This window comes from Gilliamella sp. LMG 34359, assembly GCF_984569085.1.
Genome location: NZ_OZ474906.1, coordinates 3,516,621 through 3,540,525 on the forward strand (window position 1 = coordinate 3,516,621; position 23,905 = coordinate 3,540,525).

At 35.6% G+C, this 23,905-nt stretch carries 17 protein-coding genes, 3 tRNA genes and 1 rRNA gene; 5 read left to right on the top strand and 16 right to left on the bottom strand.

Going from position 1 to position 23,905, the window contains the following annotated elements; all coding sequences use genetic code 11:
* Positions 1-41 precede the first annotated feature (41 nt).
* Genes AC5LXV_RS16025 through AC5LXV_RS16035 form a run of 3 tightly spaced genes read right to left on the bottom strand, consistent with a single transcriptional unit; the run spans position 42 to position 4,963 of the window.
* Entirely contained in the window at positions 42-1,397 is a 1,356-nt protein-coding gene (locus AC5LXV_RS16025) for a citrate/2-methylcitrate synthase (protein ID WP_110432528.1), read from the bottom strand.
* Positions 1,398-1,414: 17 nt separating this feature from the next.
* On the bottom strand, positions 1,415-2,677 hold the full coding sequence (gene icd / locus AC5LXV_RS16030) for an NADP-dependent isocitrate dehydrogenase (protein WP_493467016.1): 1,263 nt from the start codon (positions 2,675-2,677) through the stop codon (positions 1,415-1,417).
* 21 nt (positions 2,678-2,698) lie between these two features.
* Positions 2,699-4,963, bottom strand: a complete 2,265-nt coding sequence (locus tag AC5LXV_RS16035; RefSeq protein WP_493467017.1) for an aconitate hydratase — start codon at positions 4,961-4,963, stop codon at positions 2,699-2,701.
* Positions 4,964-5,357: 394 nt separating this feature from the next.
* Between AC5LXV_RS16035 and AC5LXV_RS16040 the strand changes: the two genes are divergently transcribed.
* On the top strand, positions 5,358-6,917 hold the full coding sequence (locus AC5LXV_RS16040) for an AbgT family transporter (protein WP_493467018.1): 1,560 nt from the start codon (positions 5,358-5,360) through the stop codon (positions 6,915-6,917).
* Positions 6,918-6,938: 21 nt separating this feature from the next.
* Positions 6,939-8,168, top strand: coding sequence for a peptidase T (gene pepT / locus AC5LXV_RS16045; protein ID WP_493467019.1), 1,230 nt, complete (start codon positions 6,939-6,941; stop codon positions 8,166-8,168).
* Positions 8,169-8,289: 121 nt separating this feature from the next.
* Here the strand turns inward: pepT and AC5LXV_RS16050 are convergent, their stop codons facing one another.
* From AC5LXV_RS16050 to znuA, 9 genes are all read right to left on the bottom strand, one after another.
* On the bottom strand, positions 8,290-10,407 hold the full coding sequence (locus AC5LXV_RS16050) for a TonB-dependent receptor (protein ID WP_493467020.1): 2,118 nt from the start codon (positions 10,405-10,407) through the stop codon (positions 8,290-8,292).
* Positions 10,408-10,746: 339 nt separating this feature from the next.
* Positions 10,747-10,822: transfer RNA gene (locus tag AC5LXV_RS16055), tRNA-Lys, on the bottom strand.
* A gap of 136 nt (positions 10,823-10,958) precedes the next feature.
* Positions 10,959-11,699 carry a tol-pal system protein YbgF gene (ybgF, locus tag AC5LXV_RS16060; protein WP_493453049.1) on the bottom strand — a complete coding sequence of 247 codons (741 nt, stop codon included), beginning with the start codon at positions 11,697-11,699 and terminating at the stop codon, positions 10,959-10,961.
* Positions 11,700-11,766: 67 nt separating this feature from the next.
* Positions 11,767-12,243, bottom strand: coding sequence for a peptidoglycan-associated lipoprotein Pal (gene pal / locus AC5LXV_RS16065; RefSeq protein ID WP_110432521.1), 477 nt, complete (start codon positions 12,241-12,243; stop codon positions 11,767-11,769).
* A 172-nt stretch (positions 12,244-12,415) separates the two neighbouring features.
* Positions 12,416-13,711 (bottom strand): Tol-Pal system beta propeller repeat protein TolB, encoded by a 1,296-nt coding sequence (gene tolB, locus AC5LXV_RS16070; RefSeq protein WP_493468014.1) that lies wholly within the window; start codon positions 13,709-13,711, stop codon positions 12,416-12,418.
* 385 nt (positions 13,712-14,096) lie between these two features.
* Positions 14,097-14,906 (bottom strand): bifunctional DNA-formamidopyrimidine glycosylase/DNA-(apurinic or apyrimidinic site) lyase, encoded by an 810-nt coding sequence (gene mutM / locus AC5LXV_RS16075; RefSeq protein ID WP_493445432.1) that lies wholly within the window; start codon positions 14,904-14,906, stop codon positions 14,097-14,099.
* A gap of 13 nt (positions 14,907-14,919) precedes the next feature.
* Positions 14,920-17,244 carry a bifunctional glycosyl transferase/transpeptidase gene (gene mrcB, locus AC5LXV_RS16080; protein ID WP_493445433.1) on the bottom strand — a complete coding sequence of 775 codons (2,325 nt, stop codon included), beginning with the start codon at positions 17,242-17,244 and terminating at the stop codon, positions 14,920-14,922.
* A 123-nt stretch (positions 17,245-17,367) separates the two neighbouring features.
* Positions 17,368-18,729: a murein DD-endopeptidase MepM gene (gene mepM, locus AC5LXV_RS16085; protein WP_493453052.1), complete on the bottom strand. Its 1,362-nt coding sequence runs from the start codon at positions 18,727-18,729 to the stop codon at positions 17,368-17,370.
* A 16-nt stretch (positions 18,730-18,745) separates the two neighbouring features.
* Positions 18,746-19,696, bottom strand: coding sequence for a zinc ABC transporter substrate-binding protein ZnuA (gene znuA, locus AC5LXV_RS16090; RefSeq protein WP_493445434.1), 951 nt, complete (start codon positions 19,694-19,696; stop codon positions 18,746-18,748).
* Positions 19,697-19,790: 94 nt separating this feature from the next.
* On the opposite strand from znuA, the gene znuC reads away from it, so the two are divergent.
* The 3 genes from znuC (at position 19,791) to AC5LXV_RS16105 (ending at position 23,018) form a co-directional block, all read left to right on the top strand.
* Positions 19,791-20,576, top strand: a complete 786-nt coding sequence (znuC, locus tag AC5LXV_RS16095; protein WP_493445435.1) for a zinc ABC transporter ATP-binding protein ZnuC — start codon at positions 19,791-19,793, stop codon at positions 20,574-20,576.
* Positions 20,569-21,369, top strand: coding sequence for a zinc ABC transporter permease subunit ZnuB (gene znuB, locus AC5LXV_RS16100; RefSeq protein WP_493467021.1), 801 nt, complete (start codon positions 20,569-20,571; stop codon positions 21,367-21,369). Before znuC ends, znuB begins: the two co-directional genes overlap by 8 nt.
* 119 nt (positions 21,370-21,488) lie before the next feature.
* Positions 21,489-23,018, top strand: coding sequence for a YifB family Mg chelatase-like AAA ATPase (locus AC5LXV_RS16105; RefSeq protein ID WP_493467022.1), 1,530 nt, complete (start codon positions 21,489-21,491; stop codon positions 23,016-23,018).
* A gap of 4 nt (positions 23,019-23,022) precedes the next feature.
* On the opposite strand, the gene AC5LXV_RS16110 is transcribed toward AC5LXV_RS16105, so the two are convergent.
* The 4 genes from AC5LXV_RS16110 to rrf all read right to left on the bottom strand — a co-directional run bounded on the left by AC5LXV_RS16110 (position 23,023) and on the right by rrf (position 23,804).
* Positions 23,023-23,361, bottom strand: coding sequence for a MaoP family protein (locus AC5LXV_RS16110; RefSeq protein ID WP_110432513.1), 339 nt, complete (start codon positions 23,359-23,361; stop codon positions 23,023-23,025).
* 134 nt (positions 23,362-23,495) lie between these two features.
* Positions 23,496-23,571: transfer RNA gene (locus AC5LXV_RS16115), tRNA-Trp, on the bottom strand.
* An 8-nt stretch (positions 23,572-23,579) separates the two neighbouring features.
* Positions 23,580-23,656, bottom strand: a tRNA-Asp gene (locus tag AC5LXV_RS16120).
* A gap of 32 nt (positions 23,657-23,688) precedes the next feature.
* A 5S ribosomal RNA gene (gene rrf, locus AC5LXV_RS16125) occupies positions 23,689-23,804 on the bottom strand.
* Between the last annotated feature and the right edge of the window lie 101 nt (positions 23,805-23,905).

Genomic DNA, 23,905 nt, shown 5'->3' on the forward strand with positions numbered 1-23,905 from the left:
GTTTTAATATAACCGTCAGAATGATACTGACGGCAAATAAGCTAACGATCTTTTAAAGGGATAAAAGGCTTAAGTTCGCCAATATTTTTATAAGCAGGACGGATAATTCGACGATCATCAAAATTAAGTTCTTCAATACGATGAGCACACCAACCTACAATTCGCGACATAGCAAATAATGGTGTATATACTTCTTTAGGTAAGCCGATCATGTCATAAACAAAACCAGAATAAAAATCGACATTAGCACAGACTTGTTTTTTCGTTCTGGCATTTTTTCGATTCACTACCGCATGAATAGCTCGTTGCTCAAGTAAATTTAAGAAGTTATATTCTTCCTCGCGTCCTTTTTCTTGAGCCAGCTGATGAGCCATCTCTTTTAATAACATGGCTCTCGGGTCCGATACAGTATAAACAGCATGGCCAATACCATAAATTAACCCTTTTTTATCGAACACTTCCTTATTTAAAATACGTTGTAAATAGGCATCAATCTCATCGGCATCAGTCCAATTTTTAATCTCTTGAGCAAGATGTTTGAGCATTTTCCCTACTTGCAAATTTGCCCCACCATGTAATGGACCTTTCAATGATCCTATTCCTGCGGCAATCGATGAGTAAGTATCAGTACCCGTTGAGCTCGTTACTCGAACAGTAAAAGTTGAGTTATTCCCACCGCCATGTTCGGCATGAATTATCATGGCTAAATCAAGCACTCTTACATCAAGTTCTGTATATCGTCCTGATCCTTTCATCATATAGAGAAAATTTTCCGCAATCGAAAAATCTTCGTGTGGGTGACGGATATGTAAGGATTTACCTTTTGCACTATGACTTAACATATTGTAAGCATAAGCGATGATTGCCGGAAATTTAGCAATCAAATCAATAGATTGACGCATTAAATTATCACGTGAGGTATCGTCAGGCTCAGGATCATAAGTGTACATTTCAAGAACAGTTCTAGCCAAAATGTTCATTACATCATGACCTTCAAGTTCCATAATAGCAATCTTAGTTTGTTTTTCTAATGCCATGGATTCACAAAGTAAACGTGAAAAATCCCGCAATTCTTCTTTATCAGGTAAATAACCAGATAATAAGAGGTAAATGGTTTCTTCAAAACCTGTTCGTCGCTCTTGTTGGGCATTATGTACAAGCTCTTCAATATCAATACCACGATATAATAATTTACCTGCAATTGGTTTTAGTGAGCCATCATCTAAGCGTTCATAACCTAATACATCACCAATTTTGGTTAATCCAACTAACACACCGGTATGATCAGCATTACGTAATCCACGTTTTACATTAAACTGTTCGAATAACTGGGATTCAATTTTACTGGTATTTTTAATGGTTTCCGATAATTTATAAACTAAGAACTTTTCTTTCATTAACCATCTCCTTTGAGTTATAAATTATCGATAACTGCTTGAGTAAATTGGGTTGTTGATAATGATTGCCCATTTTGCATAAAGCGCGCTAAATCTGCAGTTGCTTTGCCTGATTGAAATAAGCTTTCCATGGCATTAGTAATTAGTTGCCCAACTTCATGCCATCCTAAATATTCAAACATCATTACGCCAGATAATAATAGAGATGATGGATTGGCCTGATTTTGGCCAGCAATATCAGGAGCGGTACCATGAGTCGCTTCGAATATAGCATGTCCGGTTAAATAATTAATATTGGCGCCCGGTGCAATACCAATACCACCAACCATGGCGGCAAGCTGATCGGAAACATAATCACCATTAAGGTTTAATGTCGCAACAACCGAATAATCCTCGGGTTTTAACAAGGTATTTTGTAAAAATGCATCACAAATCACATCTTTTATAATTAATTTACCGGCTGATTTCGCAGCTTGTAATGCTTGTTCAGCTGCTGCCTTACCTTCGGCTTTTTGAATTTTGGCATATTGATTCATGGTGAACACTACGTCAGTAAATTCTCTTTCCGCAAGTTCATAACCCCATTGCTTAAATCCACCTTCTGTGAATTTCATAATATTACCTTTATGAACTAATGTAACCGATGGTAATTTATGTTGTAATGCATAGTTAATTGCTGCTCGGATTAAACGTTCAGATCCCTCAATAGAGACAGGTTTAACCCCGAAAGCTGAAGTATTAGGAAAACGGACTTTGGTCACTTTCATCTGGTCAGCTAAAAAATGATAAAACTTTTCAGCTTCAGCTGTACCTTGTTGCCATTCAATCCCGGCATAAATGTCTTCAGTATTTTCACGAAAAATAGTCATACTGACTTTTTCTGGGTGCTTTAACGGTGATTCAACACCTTTAAACCAACGCACCGGGCGCAAACAGACATAAAGATCTAACTCTTGACGCAAAGCAACATTGAGTGAGCGGATCCCACCGCCAACTGGTGTCATTAATGGTCCTTTGATACCGATAAGATAATGTTTGAAGGCATCCATGGTCTCTTGCGGTAACCATGATCCATTTGCATTAAACGACTTTTCACCAGCAAGTACCTCTTTCCATTGAACACTACGTTGGCCTTGATAAGCTTTTTCAACTGCTTTATCAAAAATGGTTTGAGCAGCATGCCAAATCTCTTTACCAACGCCATCGCCTTCAATAAAAGGAATCGTTGGATGATTTGGAACGACTAATTGTCCATTTTCAATTGAAACTTGCTGATTCATATTGTCTCTTCCTCTTATTTCTTATTTAAATTCTTCTTTTAACTTATTCAATGCGCTACCCGCTTTGAACCATTCAATTTGTGCTTGATTATAAGTATGCGCTACTGAAAAAGAATCTTGACTACCATCACGATGATGAAGGGTTAATGTCAAATTTTTACCCGGTGCAAAATCGCCTAGTCCAGTAATACTAATTTGATCGTCTTCCCGGATCTTGTCATAGTCATCTTTGTTAACAAAGGTTAATGCAAGCATGCCTTGTTTTTTCAGATTAGTTTCATGAATACGCGCAAACGATTTAACCACAATTGCTTTAACATTTAAAAAGCGTGGCTCCATTGCGGCATGTTCCCTTGACGAACCTTCACCGTAATTCTCTTCAGCAACGACTATTGAGCCGACTCCTTGTGCTTTTAATTTACGAGCCAACGCAGGGACTTCAACATAATCGCCAGTTTGTGCATCCAACACACTGTTGGTTTTCTGGTTAAAAGCATTAACCGCACCAATTAACATATTATTGGAAATATTATCTAAATGACCACGAAATTTTAACCATTTACCGGCCATTGAAATATGGTCAGTGGTACATTTACCAGTTGCTTTAATCAATAATGGCTGCGAAATAATATCTTTACCATCCCAAGGTGAGAAAGGTAACAACTGTTGTAATCGTTCTGAATTAGGTGCAATACGAACTTCAACTAAACTACCATCAGCCATCGGCTCAATATAACCGGCATCATCGACAGCAAATCCTTGTCTTGGCAACTCATCGCCGATGGGTTCAGGGAGTTTCACTTTTTCACCTTTATCATTGATGAGATTATCGGTTAATGGATTAAAACTTAATTTACCAGCAATTGATAGCGCTACTACAATTTCTGGCGAACAAACAAATGCATAAGTGTTTGGACTACCATCATTACGTTTAGCGAAATTACGATTGAACGAAGTGACAATCGAATTTTTGTGTTCATCGGCAACATCATCTCGACGCCATTGTCCAATACAAGGTCCACATGCATTAGCCATAATAGCTGCACCAGCTTGTTCAAAACGACTTAAAATACCATCTCGTTTTGAAGTATATTTAACTTGCTCTGAGCCAGGATTGATAATTAATTTGGCATTTACTTTCAAACCTAACTTATTGGCATTATCAATCACTGAAGCTGCACGCATCATATCTTCGTAAGAAGAGTTAGTGCATGATCCAATAAGTCCAACTTCCATATTATCAGGATAATCATGTTCCTTAACAGCAGAGGCAAGCTGGGAAATAGGATAAGCTAAGTCAGGAGTAAATGGACCATTAACATAAGGTTCTAACGTCGATAAGTTAATCTCGATAACTTGGTCATAATAATTTTCAGGTTGTTCTAATACCGCTTTATCAGGATTGAAACAATCACTTAACGTATTGGCTAAATCAACCACTTCTTGACGACCTGTCATACTCAGATAATCAGCAGATTTTTTGCTATAAGGGAAGATTGAAGTCGTTGCTCCCACTTCTGCCCCCATATTACAAATTGTTGCTTTACCAGTGGCGGATAATGACTCAGTACCTTCGCCAAAATATTCAATAATGGAATTAGTACCACCTTTAACCGTTAAGATACCTGCTAATTTTAAAATGACATCTTTTGGTGATGCCCAACCCGATAATTTGCCAATCAATTTTACGCCAATAATTTTTGGCATTTTCAGTTCCCATGGCATACCAGCCATTACATCAACGGCATCAGCACCACCAACACCAATTGCAATCATGGATAAACCACCGGCATTAGGGGTATGTGAATCGGTACCAATCATCATGCCACCAGGAAAGGCATAATTTTCCAGCACTACTTGGTGAATGATACCAGCATCAGGCTTCCAAAATCCGATGCCATATTTGTTCGAAACATCGCGTAAGAATTGATAAACTTCGTGGTTGTTACTTTCAGCTACAATAAGATCGTCATGGGCATTTTTATAAGCTTGGATAAGGTGATCACAATGAACAGTTGAAGGCACCGCGACTCGTTTACGGCCAGAGTTCATTAACTGCAATAGTGCCATCTGTGCGGTTGCATCTTGCATCGCGACACGATCGGGGGAGAAATTTACATAATCTTCCCCTCGTTTATAAGCTTTAAGTTCCTCTCCTTCTGCCAGATGGGCATAAAGGATTTTTTCCGTCAAGGTTAATGGTTTTCCAATTTTCTGGCGGATAAGATCAATTTTTTGTGGATAATGTTGATAAATATTTTTTATTAAATCTATATCGAAAACCATAATTAAGCTCCCATTGCTTACATTATAATATCCTTTAGAGCCTTACTCACAATCGGGATAATTGAATATTTATTCTTATTTTATGATTAAATATTCAAACAATATAACACTATTTTTGTTTTATGCAATCTTGTAGTAATACTTGTTGTTAACTTTGATTAAAAACAACAAATTTAGATACCATTATTAATAGAAACTCTATACTAGCGAAATATTAAATATTATGCACATTAAAGAAAATTCAAAATTAGCAAATCCCATAAGTAAAAATAATGTAAAAAAGTTGCGGAACAGTGTTCTTTAAAGCATTAAAGCATTGCCAACACGTTGTTTACTTAAATTATTAATCTATGTTAAATTGGTTTCCCGAATAATATTTACACTTATTTTTTTCATGAATCAAACAAAAAATCCGTCACCAGTAAAAAACGGTGGCTTTTTAAATACAATAGAACGAATTGGAAACAAAATCCCTGATGTTACTACGCTATTCTTTTATGCTCTAATCATTTGTCTGGTTGCTTCATTATTACTTTCTTTTGTCAGTTTTAATTATATTAATCCGGTCACGCAAGAACAGTTGGCTGTGGTGAACATGTTAGCGCCAAACCAATTAGTGACTTTTTTTACTAAACTGGTGTCAAACTTTGTAACTTTCCCACCACTTGGAATTACCATTGTTGCTACATTAGGAATTGGCATTGCTGAAAGCAGTGGCTATATTCATGTCCTGCTAAAAAAATTATTGGCAATTACCCCGAAAAAATTAGTCACTCCATCAGTGATTTTTGTCAGCATGGTTTGTCATATTGCGTCAGATTCTGCTTATGTGATTTTAATGCCAGTATCAGCAATGATGTTTTATGCTACAGGCCGTCATCCATTAGCGGGGATAGCTGCGGCATTTGCCGGTCTCGCGGGAGGCTTTAGTTCAAGTTATACGCCATCAATCATTGATCCAATAATGCAAGGTTTTACCCAAAGTGCAGCGCAAATTATCGATCCAACCTATCAAGTCAATGTACTTTGTAACTACTTTTTAAGTTTTGGCGGCACGTTTTTTGTATTGATAGCCTGCTGGTTTGTTACCGACAAAATTGTTGAACCGCGATTAAATGCAACAATGCCTTTAAACAATGATATTCAATTAGATAATATTGCCGATTCTCCCGAGATTTCGCCTATTGAAAATAAAGCATTTAAAGTTGCCTCAGCGGTATTTTTAATTATTGCTCTTGGTTTAGTATTGTTATTACTACCAGAAGATTCACTATTGCGTGCACCTGATGGTAGTATGACTAGCAATAAAGCGCCAATCATGCAGATTATTGTGCCATTGTTATTTGTGTTTTTTGCAATACCTGGATTAATTCATGGCTTTATCACAGGCGCATTCAAATCGTCGCGCGATATCGTCAAATCAATGGAAAATATCACTAAATCACTTATTCCATTTATTGTTTTTGCTTTCTTTTGTGCACAATTTTTATATGTGTTTTCAAATTCACAAATTGGCACCTTAATTGCGATCGGCGGTGCTGAGTTTTTGAAAGCTTTACATTTGCCATCGGTAGTGACTATTTTTGGTGTAATCATTCTAACCAGTCTGCTCAATGTGTTAATTACTTCTGCATCGTCTAAATGGGCTATTTTAGCGCCAATTTTTGTCCCGATGCTGATGTCAGTAGGAATCTCGCCAGAATTAACCCAAGCGGCTTATCGAATCAGCTCAGCAGTGAATGTCAGCACGCCTATGTTTGCTTTCTATCCTTTGATTATTGCCTATTGTCAGCAATATTGTAAAAACACCGGCGTAGGTACCTTAAGTTCGATGATGATCCCATATACGGCGGCACTCTTAATTGCTTTGACAATAAATTTATTACTATTTTGGTTCTTGGGCCTACCTATCGGTTTTGATAGTGGTTATGTCTATCCACCAGTAAATAGTTAATCGCAGATAAGGATTTAAATAATGAATATTACCGAACAATTAGTTGACCGATTTTTACGTTATGTAAGTATTCCTAGCCAGAGCAAAGCTGGCTCGGCAATTGTCCCCTCTACCCCAGGACAAACTGAGTTAGCTAAACAACTCAAACAAGAGTTAATTGCATTGAATATGCAAGATGTTTATCTTGATGAACATAGCATTGTGACGGCGAAATTAGCCGGTAACACACCGCTTGCACCGAAAATCGGTTTTGTTGCACACCTTGATACCGTTGATGTTGCGCTATCTGATAAGATTAATCCACAACGTGTAACTTTTACGGGGGAAGATATCTTATTAAACAGCGAAAAAGATATTTGGTTTAAGGTAGCTGAACATCCAGAATTGAAAAAATATCTGAATGAAGAGTTAATTGTAACTGATGGTACTAGTGTTCTTGGTGCAGATAACAAAGCTGCAATTGCCGTTGTCATGAGCATGTTAGATCAACTGCAACAACAAAATTGTCCACATGGTGATATCTATGTTGCTTTTGTGCCAGATGAAGAAGTTGGTCTAAATGGCGCCAAAAAACTTGATTTACAACGTTTTAAACCTGATTTTGCTTATACTATCGACTGTTGTGAATTGGGTGAAGTCGTTTATGAGACATTCAATGCCGGAGCGGTTACCATTGAGATTGAAGGGGTATCAGCTCATCCTATGTCAGCAAAAAATGTCTTAATCAATCCTATCCGCATCGCAAATGATATTATTAACTGTTTTGATAGCTGTGAAACACCTGAACATACAGAAGGTAAAGAAGGATATTTCTGGTTTAATGATATTATTGGTAACCAGAGTACGACTACATTAAAAATGAGTATTCGTGACTTTGATCTAACTCACTACGAAGCTCGTAAGACTTACATTCAAGAGGTGATTAGTTTTATCAGCCGTAAATATCCTAGAGCAAAAATTGCATGTCAAATTACTGATACCTATAGCAATATAGCTAACTATTTAGGTGATGACCGTCGTTGTATTGATTTGATTTATCAATCATTTGAATTATTAGGAATTAAACCCAATACTATCGCCATGCGTGGCGGAACAGATGGTTCAGCATTATCAGCAAGGGGCCTAACCACACCAAATTATTTTACTGGAGCCCATAACTTCCATTCTTGCTTTGAGTTTTTACCATTATCATCATTCTTAAAATCTTTTGAAGTCACCATGAAAATTATTGAATTAGCGACTAAAGTTTAAGAGGAATAAAAAAAGAGGGAATAATATTCCCTCTTTACTATCGCTAGGTGTCATTTTAATTTGCTTTTTAATCTATAAATAAGAAAACTTACTAGCACTTCCCCGAAAGAAGTGATCAAGTTTATAATTTATAACTTGCAGTTAACAAGAAAGCTCTAGGAGTACCAGGCATACTACTAGAACGCCAATACTCTTTACCAAGTAAATTGGTTAATGCTAAGGTTACATCAACCGATCGCGTTTGATACCCAATTGCAGCATTCCACGTCCCATAACCAGGGCGTTTAACAAGATTTTTATCGTCATTGTACATCGATCCCTTATAATTAAATTCGACTTCCGTGAACCAATTTTCATGTGGTAGATAACGTACCCCTAAATTGCCACTGTGTTTGGCGGTATTCGATAAATATTTACCTTCGTTCGCCGGTGTTTTTTTATCTTTATGAACTTTAGCTTGTTGATAACCAATACCACTATTGATATACCAATTTTTACTTAGTTGTCCAATAACGCTTAGTTCAACTCCTTGGCTACGATCACTTCCCCTCACTTGCCAATTATAAGGATCATTAACAGAGTCAGGTTGATAGCGAACGTTATAGAGCTCAAGATCATAGAGTGCGATTTGTGAAGAGAGTTTATCATTAAACCAATCACTCTTAACCCCAATTTCATACTGGCGTGAATATTGCGGTTTGTCATCATAAACAGTCTTAGAATCAGTCGCAATGGTTATCAGGCCTCGACCACCATAAGGTGCAAAGTTTTTACTATATGATGCATAAAAACTTTGGGATGCTATCGGTTGCCAAATCAATCCGACACGAGGACTTAAAGTGTGACCATCATATGAACGACTTTGATGGTTTAATTTATTATTTGACGCGAACTCATAATTATCATAACGTAATCCAGCAAGTAATTTCCATTGTTGAGTTAAACTGATTAGGTCTTGCCAATACAATCCTTTAGAGGTAGCTTTATGATTAGTCTTAGTACTCAATTTATTATAGTGAGGTTTTTTTGAGCTCCAATGAGGGTGGTACGGGTCAATAGCTTCCGGATATAGGCTAGTTAAAGCTAATCGTGGTTCACGTTTTTCAATATTATATTCAACGCCGACTAACATATCATGAGCAATATTTGCGGTATTAAATTTGCCAGCTAAATCAACAGTATTGCTTAAGGTTTTATTCGATGTCTCTTGCCAGGCACGACGGAATTTCAACTTACCTTTATAGTTACAAAGATTACCATTACTTAATTTACCATCCAAATTACAATAATTACCGGCATAGAGATGGTCGAAATTTTGGTTAGCTTTACGGTACATATTGGTTAATTTAATCGACCAGTCATGATTAAATTCATATCCCATTACCGAACGTAATGAGTTAAAGTTATCTTTCACATAATCATCGGGGTGAGCATAAGCTGTTTTTATTGACACACCTTTTGGTAAATCATAATAAGCTGGCGCTCTATCAGGCTTACGCCATAATTTATCATTGGTATATTGTACTAACCAATTAAATCCTTCTAAATTATCATACAATACACTTGGTGATACCATCGTATCGCGTTGTTTAATACCTTTACGAAAACTTTTTTCAGATTGATGGTCAACTGTCATTCGTACAGCAAACTTATCATTTAAAACATGGTTAATATCTATCATTCCACCATATTTATCCCAAGAGCCACCGCGCAAACTAAACGTCGATGGTGAATCAAAGTTTGCCTGTTTACTGATCATATTGATGATTCCACCACCTGAACCTCGTCCATAGAGTACTGAAGCAGGTCCTTTTAATACTTCAATTCTTTCTATATTAGCGGTACTTTGTCTGACTTGGCCGCTTGCGCGCACACCGTCGCGGTAAATATCACCTGAACTTGCCGAAAAACCTCGAATTTTTATACCTTCATCGCGCATATCGTAAGTAGTATCGACTCCCGGTAATTTATTGACGATAACGCTTAAGTCGTTTTGTCCATAAATTTTCTGTTGCTCAAGGTTCACCGAATTAATGGTTTGCGGAATATCTTTAATATCGAAAGATGTTTTAGTTGCAGTTGATGATTTTTTTATGCGCTGATCATTATTATCCTTAATAGTTGCGACAACTTTCATAGTTTCAATATCATTATTATCATTAACTCTATCTTGGGCGTAAGCTATAAAAGCTGATGAGCCTAATATACAAGGTAAGACTAATTGATTAACTAATTTCATTATTTTTCCTATTATTTGTGTTATTTGATTAATTTTAAAATAACGACGAATAATGATAATGATAATGATTATTATTTGCGATTACAACATTTTTCTATTCTAGTAGCTGTTTAATATGTGTATTAAATTATATCTTATTGAAAGTTTGGATTTTATTTATTATGCAATAGTATTAGAGAAAAGATATGAGGATATTTTGCTAAATTTATTTTTTAAAGATTAATCTGCTAATAAATAACAGTTTGTTTTATTGTAGTTTTTCAATTAGTTAATCAATCGACAAGTTTATTTCGACTTATTTTGTTGTATTTTTGAGTGAATGCTTAGTGTGAGAGAAAGTGGTGGGTCGTGAGCGATTCGAACGCTCGACAAACGGATTAAAAGTCCGCTGCTCTACCGACTGAGCTAACAACCCATTTTGATATGATTACTTTTGGCTTTATAACTTAATGCTTCAAGCAATTTCGGGTTGCTATAATACTCATAATTATAAGGCTGTGCAACCCTTTTATTGCTTTTTTTATTTAATAGCTGTTTATTTATACACTTTATTATAATGATGCTATTTTTTTGTTTGCTAGCTCAACTGTCTTTTTATCTTTCGGATATTTATTTACGACTTGTTGAAAAACTGTTTTAGCATTTTTTTTATCACCTTTATCCAGTAATATTAGCCCTACCTTGTAAAGGCTATCTGCTGCTTTTGGCGAAGATGGAAAATTTTTAACAACGGTTGCATAATAAGATGATGCTTCATCTTTATTGCCTTTTTTATAACAAAGTTGACCAAGCCAATAGTTAACATTTGCACGGTAATTGGTTTTTGGATAGGCTTTTAGATAATTTTTAAAGGCAGCAATTACGTCATCAGTCTGTTTATCATCATTAATATATTGCAAAACAAAATTATAATCCGCCTTATCGTCACCTGATGTTGACCAATTAGATAAGTTTGAAGAGGATGAAGATGGTGTAGCGTCAGTGTTTGATGTAGAATCTGAACTCTCTTCTTGAGTTGCTGCACTTGGCGTTACTGAGAATCCAGCCCCATTATTCAGTTGTTGAAAAATCATTTTTTGGCGTTCAATAGTTTGATTAAGTTGATACTTAGTCTCTTCTAATTGGCCACGAAGTATATCTAAATCTGATTGTAGATCGCTAATTTTTTGTTGATTCTGGATTATCATCTGTCCTTGCGCTTGTATTGTTCTATCAACATCAGAACCGCCCGCAACACATCCGTATCCAGCGAATAAAAGAAATAAGGACAATGTGAGTATTTTTTTATACATATAATATAAACTCTACGTGAACTTAAAAATAAAAAACGGCTGATAAGTCAGCCGTCATAAGATGAGATTAGAATAGATCGTAAGTAATTACTGCACGACGGTTTTTCGCATAAGCTGCTTCGTTGTGACCTAATACTGCTGGTTTTTCTTTACCATATGAGATGATTGAAAGTTGTTCACCAGAAGCACCATTTGCTTGTAGGTAAGATTTAACTGCAGCTGCACGACGTTCACCTAACGCGATATTGTATTCTGGAGTACCACGTTCATCGGCATGACCTTCAATAATCACTTTTAATTTTGAAGAAGTTGCACGAATAAAGACTGCATGGGCATTTAATAATGTTGAATACTCTGATTTAACATTGTATCTGTCATAATCAAAATATACAGTATTAATTTGTTCTAATTTTTGAATTTGAGCTTGAATATCATCTGGTAAAGAAACGTTACTAACAATATTTTTGTTACCGTTTGTACAAGCAGTTGCAGCTATTAATGGTAAAGTAACCGCGGCTACTTTAAGAAATTTAGAAAATTGCATTGAATTAACTCCTTTTTGATTAAATAAATTATTATTTATAAGTTTTTATACTTCTAACCAACTCCAAAGTAACGCCTGTTACTAACTCGAAAGATTAGATATATATATTATAACGACCTCAACTTTTACACAATTTTAATAATAGCATTATTGCCTAAAAATTAGTCACTCTTTATAAATAAGGTGACCAAGAAGGGAATTTTACTTGTCCATCAGTTGCCGGTAACCTTGCTTTAAAATTACCATCAGTTGAAACAAGGTTTAATATAGTATTTAAACCCTGAGAAGAACTGTAGATAATCATAGTGCCATTTGGAGCAATACTCGGAGTTTCATCTAAGAACGTGTCAGTTAATCTTTGATACGTGTTTGTTTCTATATCATATCGAGTAATATGTTGCTCACCATTATTAGTAGAGATCAATGCGATAAATTTACCGTCTGGAGATACACGGGCATTTTGATTTTGGGTATTATCCCATGTTACACGTTGGGCCTCACCACTATTTATATTAATTGAATAAAGTTGCGGGCGCCCAGCTTGATCAGAAGTATAAACTATAGTTTGGTTATCTGGCATCCATGAAGGTTCAGTGTCATTACTGTGTCCAGATGTAATTTGCTTAATTTTCTTAGATTTTAAATCCATCATATATAGATTTAAGTTACCACTTTTTGATAACGCAAAAGCTAATTTACTACCATCAGGTGAAAAAGCTGGAGCGCCATTGTGTTGTGGGAAAGAGGCAATAGTTTGAACAGCCCCACTATCTAAAGTTTTCAATACTAAAGCTGAACGACCACTTTCAAAAGTTACATAGGCTATTTTTTTACCGTCCGGTGACCATGTTGGTGACATTAATGGTTCTTTGGAACGATGAATGGTGATTTGATCAAATCCATCATAATCAGATACACGTAATTCATGCGTATAAAGGCCTTTACTATTTTTTACTACGTAGGCAATACGTGTTCTAAATGCACCTTTGATTCCCGTTAATTTTTCAAAAATTTCATCACTGGCTGTATGAGCAGCATAACGTAACCAACGGTCACCAATGGTAAATTGATTTTGAGCCAAGACAGTACCGGGATGATCAACGGTATCGACTAACTGATAGTTGATAAGATATTCTCCCGAGGCATCAGGTTGGATGGTTCCTACCACTACGGCAGAAATACCAATATTACTCCAAGCAGCTGAATTGACTTGAGAAGCAGTAGTTGGTCTTTGTGGCATTGCAGCCACATCAATTGGATTAAACTTACCACTATTGCGTAAATCAGATGCAATTATGTTATCTATAACTTGTGGAGGTGCTCCACTGCCAGTCCATTTAAATGGTACGACTGCAATTGGTTTAGCTGAACTGACGCCATCAGTGATTACAATTCTAACTTCAGCAGTCGCTATCATTGTAGATAATAAAACAAAACAAGCTATCAAAAAGCGGAAAGCAAATTTGATCATCTTAAATTCCTTAATCGAAGCGAAATACATTAGGTTAAAATAAATATAACACCGTATATAAATAAAAAAGATTAAATCTTTAACAATTAACTTAATGCTATTACTTAATAACAGATATTGCTCTTTACAAAACATTGAAAATTTTACCGGAAGAAAGATAGCCGATATTACGTAACAAGTCCATAGTTGTTTGAGTAAAAAAGATTTTTTAACTGCATTATATTATTATTGTTATATTTACAAATACTATTTTTAGGTTACTTATATTATGCCGATTTTGCTAGAGTTAAAAGTAGTCTGGCAACATTTTTTCTATAAATTGAAGATAATTGGGCTAAAGGTACTAAGTAATGGAGAATGATCGTAAAAAAATGGTTAGTTACTATGTTTGGCAATCTTCACAATAGAATGTATTACGCTGTCCTATTCGAGCAGACTTTATATCAGATTGGCAAAGTAAACATTTTTCGCCTTCTCTACCATATACTTGGAGTTTTTGCACAAAGTAACCTGGTTTACCATCTGACTGAACAAAATCTTTAAGTGTTGTACCACCTTGTTCTATAGATTTAGCTAGTACTTGCTTAATAGCTGTTACTAATCTTTCAAATTCGGTTAATGTTAGACTATTAACTTTTCGATGTGGATTAATTTTGGCCATAAATAATGATTCTGAGGCATAAATATTACCAACACCTACTACGATATGATTATTCATAATCCAACTTTTAATTGGAATATTTCGATTATGGCCTTTTTCGAATAGATAATTAGCAGAAAAATCATTGCTTAAAGGCTCTGGACCTAAACATTTCAATTGAGTTAATTTATCAATAGAATTAGTCCAAAGCCACGACCCAAAACGCCTTGGATCTGTATATCTTAATATTACTCCATTAACTAATACCAAATCAACATGATCATGTTTAGCTGGTTCTTGGTATGATTCTAATATGCGTAAACTACCTGACATCCCCAAATGTATAACAATCCAATCATGTGTCAATTGTAACAGTAGATATTTAGCACGTCTTTTGATATCTACAATTACTTGACCTTGAGCATCTCTGATTGCCTCGTCAATAGGCCAACGAAGTTTTGATTGTCGCACAATAATATGCTTGATAGTTTGGCCCTTTAAATAAGGTAAAATACCCCTTCGACTCGTTTCAACTTCTGGCAACTCAGGCATGGAATAACCTCATTTAATTATTTAACATGTCAGTCAGCCAACTTGGTGCTTGTTGGTCAGGTTCCACTTGAGGACTTGCCGCACATAAACTTTGAGGGTTGCTAGTCCATGCAGGTAAAGTTCGCTCACCGCCTCCATTGCACAGCCATTGTCCTTCACTATTAATAGGTAACATATATATATTTTGTGGTATTGGTAGTTGTAACCTTTTTGGCGGATTATTTTGTAAGTATTCACTATATATTTTTAATGCTCCGGTAGCACCAGTTAATTTCATTGGTGAATGGTCATCAAGTCCTATCCAAATTACAGCGACATTTTTACCATCGATACCTGTAAACCAACTATCACGTGAATCATTACTTGTTCCGGTTTTCGCTGCTAAGTTGAACGAACCATACTTCGCTTTTAATGAACGCGATGTTCCTGACGCAACAACCTGCTGCATTGCATAAGTCGTCAAATAAGCAGCTTGTTGAGAAACCGCTTGAATTTGTTGTGGATAATTTTGATAGACAAGTTCACCCTTATCGGTTAATACATATCTTAAAATAGTAAGCGGTGCTCGTTGACCATTATTGGAAATAGTTTGAAACATTTGAGCTGTTTCTAATGGCGTTAACTCTAATGCACCCAATAATCGTGACGGTAAATTAGGTATACGATCTTCTGGCACTCCCAACGCTTGTAACGTATTTTTGGTTGCTTCTAAACCTAACGCCATGCCTAAATTAACTGTTGGTACGTTAAGTGAAAGCGCTAACGCATCTACGAGCATCACTTTATCACGAAACTTGCGATCAAAATTCTTCGGTTGCCAATAAGAACCATTATCAAGTTTGATGGATAATGGACTATCATCTAACCAAGTATTAAGTTGATAACTTGCTGGTTGACCTAATGCTGTTAAGTAGGTTGATGGTTTAGCTAGTGAACCAATTGAACGTCTGGTTAACCACGCCCGATTATACCCAGCATAACGGGGTTCAGCACTGCCAATAATTGAACGAATTTCACCGGTTTCACGACTAACAATAACCATTGCTGTCTGTAACTCTTTATTAGTCGATTTACGTAATGTTTCAATCTCATCCATAACCGATTGTTCTGCTGCGGCCTGAGCAACCGGATCGAATGTTGTGAAGATTTTCATTCCGGAAAGATGGTCAGCTTTGTCACCTAACTGTTTTCGAAGTTCACTTCGTACAACTTGCATAAATGCTGGTTGTGGCGATATCACTCCACCTTTTGGTAAAACCGAAAGTGGACGTTGGCTAAGTATATTGAATAACTCTCCATCGATAATCCCTTGTTGCTCAGCAAGTTTTAACACGACATTACGACGCTCAATCACTTGTTGTGGTTGTGTCCAAGGATTATAGTATGAAGCACCTTTTACCATACCAACTAAAACTGCTTGTTGATCTAATGTTAATTCATTTACTGGGCGACCGAAATAGTAAAGACTCGCTAATGGGAAACCATGAATTTCTTCACTACCAGCTTGCCCCAAATAAACTTCATTTAAGTAGAGCTCTAAAATACGTTCTTTACTATAACGGGCATCTAAAATGATAGCCATATAAGCTTCACGTATTTTACGAATTAAACTTCTTTCATTTGTTAAAAAGATATTTTTAACAGTTTGTTGCGTTAATGTGCTTCCACCCTCGGTTCGTCCGGTCGTTAAATTAACAAAAACGGCACGAGCGATGGAATAAAAGCTTACACCATGATGATCATAAAAACGTTTATCTTCGGTTGCCACTAAGGTTTTTATTAACGAATCAGAAAATTCTTTCAAAGGTACAAAAAGTCGTTGTTCACCATTTGGAGAGTGCAACATGGTTATCAATTTAGGATCGATCTTAAGTAGGCCAAAATCACGTCCGGTATCTAAATTAGATATACGGTCGATTCTGTTTTCATAAAAAGTAATTTTGACTCGGAATGCTTTTTCTTCACCATCAGGAAAAGTAAATGGTCGACGATAAATTTCAACCGCACCATTTTGTACAATAAATTCCCCCGGACGCATGACTTTACTGTCTTGTTGGCGATACTGCGCACCTTTTAGCAAAGTAACGACATCACTTAGACTATAATCACTATCAGGTTCAAGATCGACTATCTGTCCATAAACAGCTGCAGGTAGTTCCCAGACATTACCATCAATACGCTCTTTAATTTGTTGATCTAGATAAATCCCATAACCGGCTGTAACCGTTGCGAATATAAGAAATAATTTAAATAACAACGGCCAGAGTCGACGCCACAAAGATTTCTTGTTCTTTTTTGAAGCTCTCTTAGTCGATGTCTTTTTTTTTGTTTTTTTCAAATTGCACCTAATATTCTGATTAAATAAAATTGTCCTATAATAACACAACTTTTTAATGAAGCATTGCGCTTCTTATGAATAAGAATTCTTAGCTTAAATAATCTGGTAGAATATAAAAAACAATTAAAAATTAAGTTGAGATTGAATACTTTTAACTCTTTCTATAAATGCTTTTTTAGACTTACCGGTTAGCCCCTCATTAATCGGCAAACTGGCTGTTAATGGATTAACTGGTTTATTATTGATATGTAATTCAAAATGCAGATGAGGACCAGTCGAACGTCCAGTGTTACCAGATAAACCAATTTTATCGCCTTGTTTAACTTGTTGCCCTGGTTTCACTAAAATTTTATCTAAATGCATATATGCTGTCATATACTGTCTACCATGGCGTATGGCTATATAATTACCAGCTGAACCACTGTATTTAGCAATCACAACTTCACCATTACCTACCGATAAAACAGGTGTTCCTCTCGATACTGCGAAATCAACACCATTATGAGGAGTAACAATTCCAGTAACTGGATTTAAACGTCGCGGATTAAACCCTGACGATACACGAGCCTTGGCAGCTAAAGGATAGCGGAAAAAACTTTGCGATAGACTATCAGCATTAATATCATAATATTTACCATCATCAGCTAACATAGCATAATAATCTTTATTACCGTTTTTAAGGCGTACACCAAGTAATTTACTATTAGATAAACGATTACCATGCATTTCACGTGATAAATAGGCTGCAAATTTATCGCCAGCTTTTAAACGTCGAAAATCTAATCGCCATTGTAATGCTCGAGTAATAATACCAATTTCATTACTAGTTAGACCCGCTTTACGTGCATCTGCAACAAAGCTAGATTTTATTTCACCTGTAATACGAACATTTTGCAATGTCCCTTCCATTGTTTCTGTGCTTTCAATAAAGCTATTGCCAGACTTTTCAAAAAGTCGAACATTATTACTTGATATTGTCCAATTAAAACTGAGTAAATTATGATTATCATCCGTCGTCCAACTTACTTGTTGGCCAATTCTCAAATTTGCTAGCTGTTTATACTTACCGGTTAATTGTGCGATATCATTTTTATTAACATTATAACGGTTCAAAATATCGTGTAATGTATCACCCCGTGAAATAGTATATTGCACTGTGTTATCTTTTTCTTCAGCGAGATCATCTAATTCATCTTTAGCTATATCATCTTCGGGCACATCCGACGACTGAGTAACTTTATCAGTTTTTGGTTTAGCGCCAAGCATATCAATTCGTCCATAATCGACAACAACTGAAGACGAGGGGGTATCTGTAACTGTAGTTTGGGCTTGAGAATTCAAAGGAACATACATTGTTCGATCCAAATTTAAAGGTCGCCACAATATAGTTACAAAAATAACAACAACAAGTACGCCCAATATTGAAAAATAGGGAATTTTGAAATTTTTCTTTCCAATATTAGGGAATTTAATCAGCTGTGCCAAAATTAACCTTAACTATCTAATTATTTATACTATTTTTATCTAAACAATCCAACAGCTGCTGAGTCAATGCTAATAAAAAGTGTGAATAAGCATCTTTTTCTAACACGATACCGGTTCCTAATGGATTTAACTCACCAATTTGAACGTCTGTACCATTCACTAACTTCTTAATAACTGCAGGACTAAACTGTGGCTCTCTAAAAACACAGACTGCTTGGTGTTCCGCTAGTTCTTTTTGAATTGCATAGACTGTTTGAACGCCAGGCTGTACTGATGGATTTATGGTAAAACTTCCTAGATTTTTTAATCCAAAATGTGATTCAAAATAGCCATAAGCATCATGAAACACAAAATACCCTCTATTTTGGACGTTAATTAGTTTTTTTGCAATATTTTGTTCTGTTTCTGATAGATTTGTAATAAATTCGTTCAGATTGGCATCAAGTAATTGTGCTTTGTTAGGGTACAGTTCAACAAGCTTATCATGGATTGACTTTGCAATAATTTTAGCAATTTTAGGAGAAAGCCAAATATGTTGATCATATTCACCATGATGGTGATCACTATCATCATGAGACTCATGTTTATCATCAGAGTAATGATTAGTTCGAAGCAAAGTCTTAATTTCGGCTATATCCATTAATTCTATCTGTTTTTGTGTATCGATGTTTTTTAAAATAGTTGGCATAAAAGCTTCCATATCCTCACCAACCCAAATGATTAAATCTGCGTTCTTTATTTTAATCAAATCAGATGGTTTTAATGAATAAGTGTGAGGAGAGGCGCCATCTGGTAGTAATATATCGGTATTTGTGACACCAGATGCAATTGCTTCAGTAATAAAACCTATAGGTCTTACAGAAGAAATTATTGTGGCATTAGCATTGGTAACTAATCCTATAAAGGATAAAATAACTAACAAATGAAAACGTAGCAATTGTATAGTGTTTTTAGTTAAATTTTTCACTTTATCATCCAATAATTATAAAATATGATAGAATAAAATCAGTTTATTGTTATAATATAACATAACATGTTGGTCAGCAAGGACTATCACTATCATGAAACAGTTAATGGCGCTAAATAATATTTCGATCGAAATAAATAAGCAAAAAATATTATATGATGTTTCATTATCGATTAACTTAAACCAAATTATAACAATACTAGGTCCCAATGGTGCGGGAAAATCCACACTGGTTAAAGTTATCTTAGGATTAATTTCACCAACAACTGGCACCATTAAACGTGCTTCTGATTTAACTATCGGCTATGTACCCCAATCAATAAATTTAAATCCAACTTTACCAATAACCGTCGAACGGTTTATGCATTTAAATAAACAATTAAGTTATGATGACATCATTAAAACTTTATCATTAGTTAAAGCTGAATATCTTATTGATCGATCTATGCATCAATTATCAGGAGGAGAACTACAACGCGTACTCCTAGCTCAAGCATTAGCAAAACGTCCAAAATTACTAATTCTCGACGAACCTACACAAGGTGTTGATGTTAATGGACAGGTTCTATTATATGATTTAATTATGGATGCGAAAACCGAGTTTAATTGTGGTGTTGTAATGGTTTCACATGATCTACATTTAGTTATGGCAAAAACGGATGAAGTAATTTGCTTAAACCATCATATCTGTTGTTCTGGAACGCCTGCTAGTGTTTCAAATGATCCTGAATTTATCTCCTTATTTGGACAACACGGCGCATCACAAATTGCTCTTTATAAACATCATCACAATCATAATCATGATTTTTGTCAACATCAGCATAATCATCAACATCAAAAAATGATCTTACCTGAATTAAGAGGACACAACAATGATTGAGTTACTCTTACCTTCCTTACTTGCTGGTTTATGCTTATCGTGCCTAACAGGGCCATTAGGAACATTTGTTGTTTGGCGAAGAATGTCCTATTTTGGCGATACGCTATCCCATGCAGCCTTATTAGGTGTCGCTTTTGGCTTTCTTTTAAATATCAATTTATTTTATGCCATTATTTTTGTGACCTTGTTTTTAGCCATCGGACTGTTATGGCTAGAATCGCAAAAACAACTACCTGTTGATACATTATTAGGTATTTTAGCTCATAGTGCTCTTTCACTTGGTTTAGTGGTAATAAGCTTAATGAGTAATTTACGAATTGATTTAATGGCCTATCTCTTCGGTGATCTTTTATCGATAACCATGTTTGATGTTTACCAGATAACAGTTTGTGTAATTATAATTGGTTCCTTACTAATATGGCGTTGGAATCACTTTTTATTTATCACTGTTAGTGAGGAATTGGCATTTAGTCATGGTATTAATGTACCTCTAACAAAATTTATGTTAACTATACTTTTAGCGTTAACAATAGGAATAGCCATGAAATTTGTTGGAGCTTTAATTATTACTGCACTGTTAATCATTCCAGCTGCTACTGCAAAATACTATGCTAAAAATCCGGAATCAATGGCAATAATCGCAATATTAATTGGAATGCTATCAATTTTGGGCGGGATTTTGTTTTCATTAATTTATGATACACCTACAGGGCCTTCTGTTGTTTTAAGTAATACCTGCTTATTTTTCATATCATTATTTATTTCTAAATTCTTTATAAGAACAAAAAATTGAAATAGTAACAAAATTAGAAAATTTTTTGCGAGTGAACACGCATTTTTAGTCATAGTTCTATGCAAATACTTGAGTTATCAATAAAGTGCTAAAAATCTCAAATTAATGACGATAAAATTATGTCCCTCGCAATTATTTATACAAGAGCCTCTATAGGAATACAAGCACCTCAAATTAATGTCGAGGTGCATATCAGTAATGGATTACCAGGTTTTGTTCTGGTTGGTCTGCCAGAAGCAACCGTAAAAGAATCTAAGGACAGGGTTAGAAGTGCCATTATTAATAGTGGTTTTACATTTCCTGCTAAAAAAATAACTGTTAATTTATCTCCAGCAGATCTACCCAAAGAAGGGAGCCGTTTTGATTTACCCATAGCAATTGCTATTCTGGCAGCTACAGAACAAATACCTAATGATCATCTTGCTGAATATGAATTTTTAGGTGAATTGGCGTTGTCTGGTGAAATTAAGGCAGTAAAAGGGGCAATTCCCGCTGCTTTGTCATCTAAAAAAAATAATCGTACTTTAATTATCTCTTCTGAAAATCAATCAGAAATATCATTAATCCACCATAATAATACATTAATTACGCATAATTTATTAGAATTGTGTCAATATCTATACAATGAAATTACCTTACCGTCTGTTGAATACAGAGAATATAAAGATGGCGATGAAGATAATCAACTGGTCAATCTACAAGATATCATTGGTCAAGAACACGCCAAAAGAGCTTTAGAAATTGCCGCTGCCGGTGGACATAATTTATTATTAATTGGCCCCCCTGGAACTGGGAAAACGATGCTAGCCACGCGGTTAACTTCATTATTACCGCCATTATCAGATGACGAAGCGCTTGAAAGTGCAGCAATCACAAGTCTAGTTAGTACTAATGGTTCGATTCAAAATTGGCGAATAAGGCCATTTAGAGCACCACATCATAGTGCATCAACCGCAGCTTTAGTAGGTGGTGGTTCTATTCCTCGTCCCGGAGAAATTTCATTAGCTCACAATGGCGTTCTATTTTTAGATGAGTTACCAGAATTTAACCGTAAAGTATTAGATGCCCTTAGAGAACCTATTGAATCTGGCGAAATTGTTATATCTCGGGCAAATGCCAAAATAAAATTTCCAGCCAAGTTTCAACTTATAGCAGCAATGAACCCAAGCCCTACTGGTCATTATCAAGGAACACATAATAGAACAACACCACAACAAATAATACGTTACTTAAATCGACTTTCTGGTCCATTTTTAGACCGTTTTGATATCTCAATTGAAGTACCATTATTACCTAAAGGTACATTAAGTCAGAAAGTTACCATTACCGAATCAACGGATAAAGTAAAAAAAAGGGTTATAGATGCAAGAAAGATTCAAATGATAAGAAATAAAAAATTAAACAGTCAATTATCACCAAAAGAAATTCAAATTTATTGCTTATTAACTGATGAAGATAACGACTATTTGGAACAAGCTTTAATTAAATTAGGGCTTTCTGCGCGAGCTTGGCACCGAATATTAAAAGTATCGCGTACTATTGCTGATTTAGATTGTGCCAAAAACATAGAACGAAAACATATTTCAGAAGCACTAAGTTATCGCTCTATGGATCGATTATTAATTCAAATGCACAAAAATATTGGCTAACAAATTAATCATCAGTATCGACAAAGTCATCACCCACATCAACTTGAGGTTTTCCACCCGATAATGTGTGGAAACGTTTTGGTTTGTTGATTTTAGAAAGGTACTTTAACCATGCCTTTTCATAATCAGTAGTAGGTTCCTTTTTCCCTTTACAAACTGCAACAAAAGATTTTTCTTCTGGAGTAGCTGGCTTTTTAGTTTCTGTATCAAGATCTCTAAAAGCACAACCATATTTTTCTAAGATCTGGGCCTCTTTGATAGTAAAATCACCGTGACGAGAAAATCCTCTTGGATAATTCTTGTTATCAAAAAAACGTTGTTGACTTACAAAACTTTCAGTCATGTTATATCCTCTAGATTATAAAAGTACTTGGGCGGGAATTATAATTGACAAAGTTAATCTGTAAACAAAATTTTCTTATTTATATAGATAAATTTGAACAAATGACTAAAATTAAAGCAAAAACATCATTTTTTTGGCAGGGGCGGAGAGTCTCGAACTCCCAACACCCGGTTTTGGAGACCGGTGCTCTACCAATTGAACTACGCCCCTAGATAAGGTGGCGGAACGGACGGGGCTCGAACCCGCGACCCCCTGCGTGACAGGCAGGTATTCTAACCAACTGAACTACCGCTCCACCGTATTTGGTGTGTATATAATAAATTAAAAGTCTGGCGGCACCCTACTCTCACATGGGTAATACCCACACTACCATCGGCACTACGGCGTTTCACTTCTGAGTTCGGCATGGGGTCAGGTGGGACCACCGCGCTATTACCGCCAGACATATCCTGTCTTCTCTTCTTCCAATTGCTGCGCATTATCTCATATCCACAACAATCGCTCAATCCGGAACAAACTGTTTGATTATCTCATAATCAATATC

What these genes read in the sequence shown, in the direction of transcription:
- AC5LXV_RS16025 (WP_110432528.1), bottom strand. Translation starts at nt 1,397, where the DNA reads ATGAAAGAAAAGTTCTTAGTTTATAAATTATCGGAAACCATTAAAAAT.
- icd (WP_493467016.1), bottom strand. Translation starts at nt 2,677, where the DNA reads ATGAATCAGCAAGTTTCAATTGAAAATGGACAATTAGTCGTTCCAAAT.
- AC5LXV_RS16035 (WP_493467017.1), bottom strand. Translation starts at nt 4,963, where the DNA reads ATGGTTTTCGATATAGATTTAATAAAAAATATTTATCAACATTATCCA.
- AC5LXV_RS16040 (WP_493467018.1), top strand. Translation starts at nt 5,358, where the DNA reads ATGAATCAAACAAAAAATCCGTCACCAGTAAAAAACGGTGGCTTTTTA.
- pepT (WP_493467019.1), top strand. Translation starts at nt 6,939, where the DNA reads ATGAATATTACCGAACAATTAGTTGACCGATTTTTACGTTATGTAAGT.
- AC5LXV_RS16050 (WP_493467020.1), bottom strand. Translation starts at nt 10,407, where the DNA reads ATGAAATTAGTTAATCAATTAGTCTTACCTTGTATATTAGGCTCATCA.
- ybgF (WP_493453049.1), bottom strand. Translation starts at nt 11,699, where the DNA reads ATGTATAAAAAAATACTCACATTGTCCTTATTTCTTTTATTCGCTGGA.
- pal (WP_110432521.1), bottom strand. Translation starts at nt 12,243, where the DNA reads ATGCAATTTTCTAAATTTCTTAAAGTAGCCGCGGTTACTTTACCATTA.
- mutM (WP_493445432.1), bottom strand. Translation starts at nt 14,906, where the DNA reads ATGCCTGAGTTGCCAGAAGTTGAAACGAGTCGAAGGGGTATTTTACCT.
- znuC (WP_493445435.1), top strand. Translation starts at nt 19,791, where the DNA reads ATGAAACAGTTAATGGCGCTAAATAATATTTCGATCGAAATAAATAAG.
- znuB (WP_493467021.1), top strand. Translation starts at nt 20,569, where the DNA reads ATGATTGAGTTACTCTTACCTTCCTTACTTGCTGGTTTATGCTTATCG.
- AC5LXV_RS16105 (WP_493467022.1), top strand. Translation starts at nt 21,489, where the DNA reads ATGTCCCTCGCAATTATTTATACAAGAGCCTCTATAGGAATACAAGCA.
- AC5LXV_RS16110 (WP_110432513.1), bottom strand. Translation starts at nt 23,361, where the DNA reads ATGACTGAAAGTTTTGTAAGTCAACAACGTTTTTTTGATAACAAGAAT.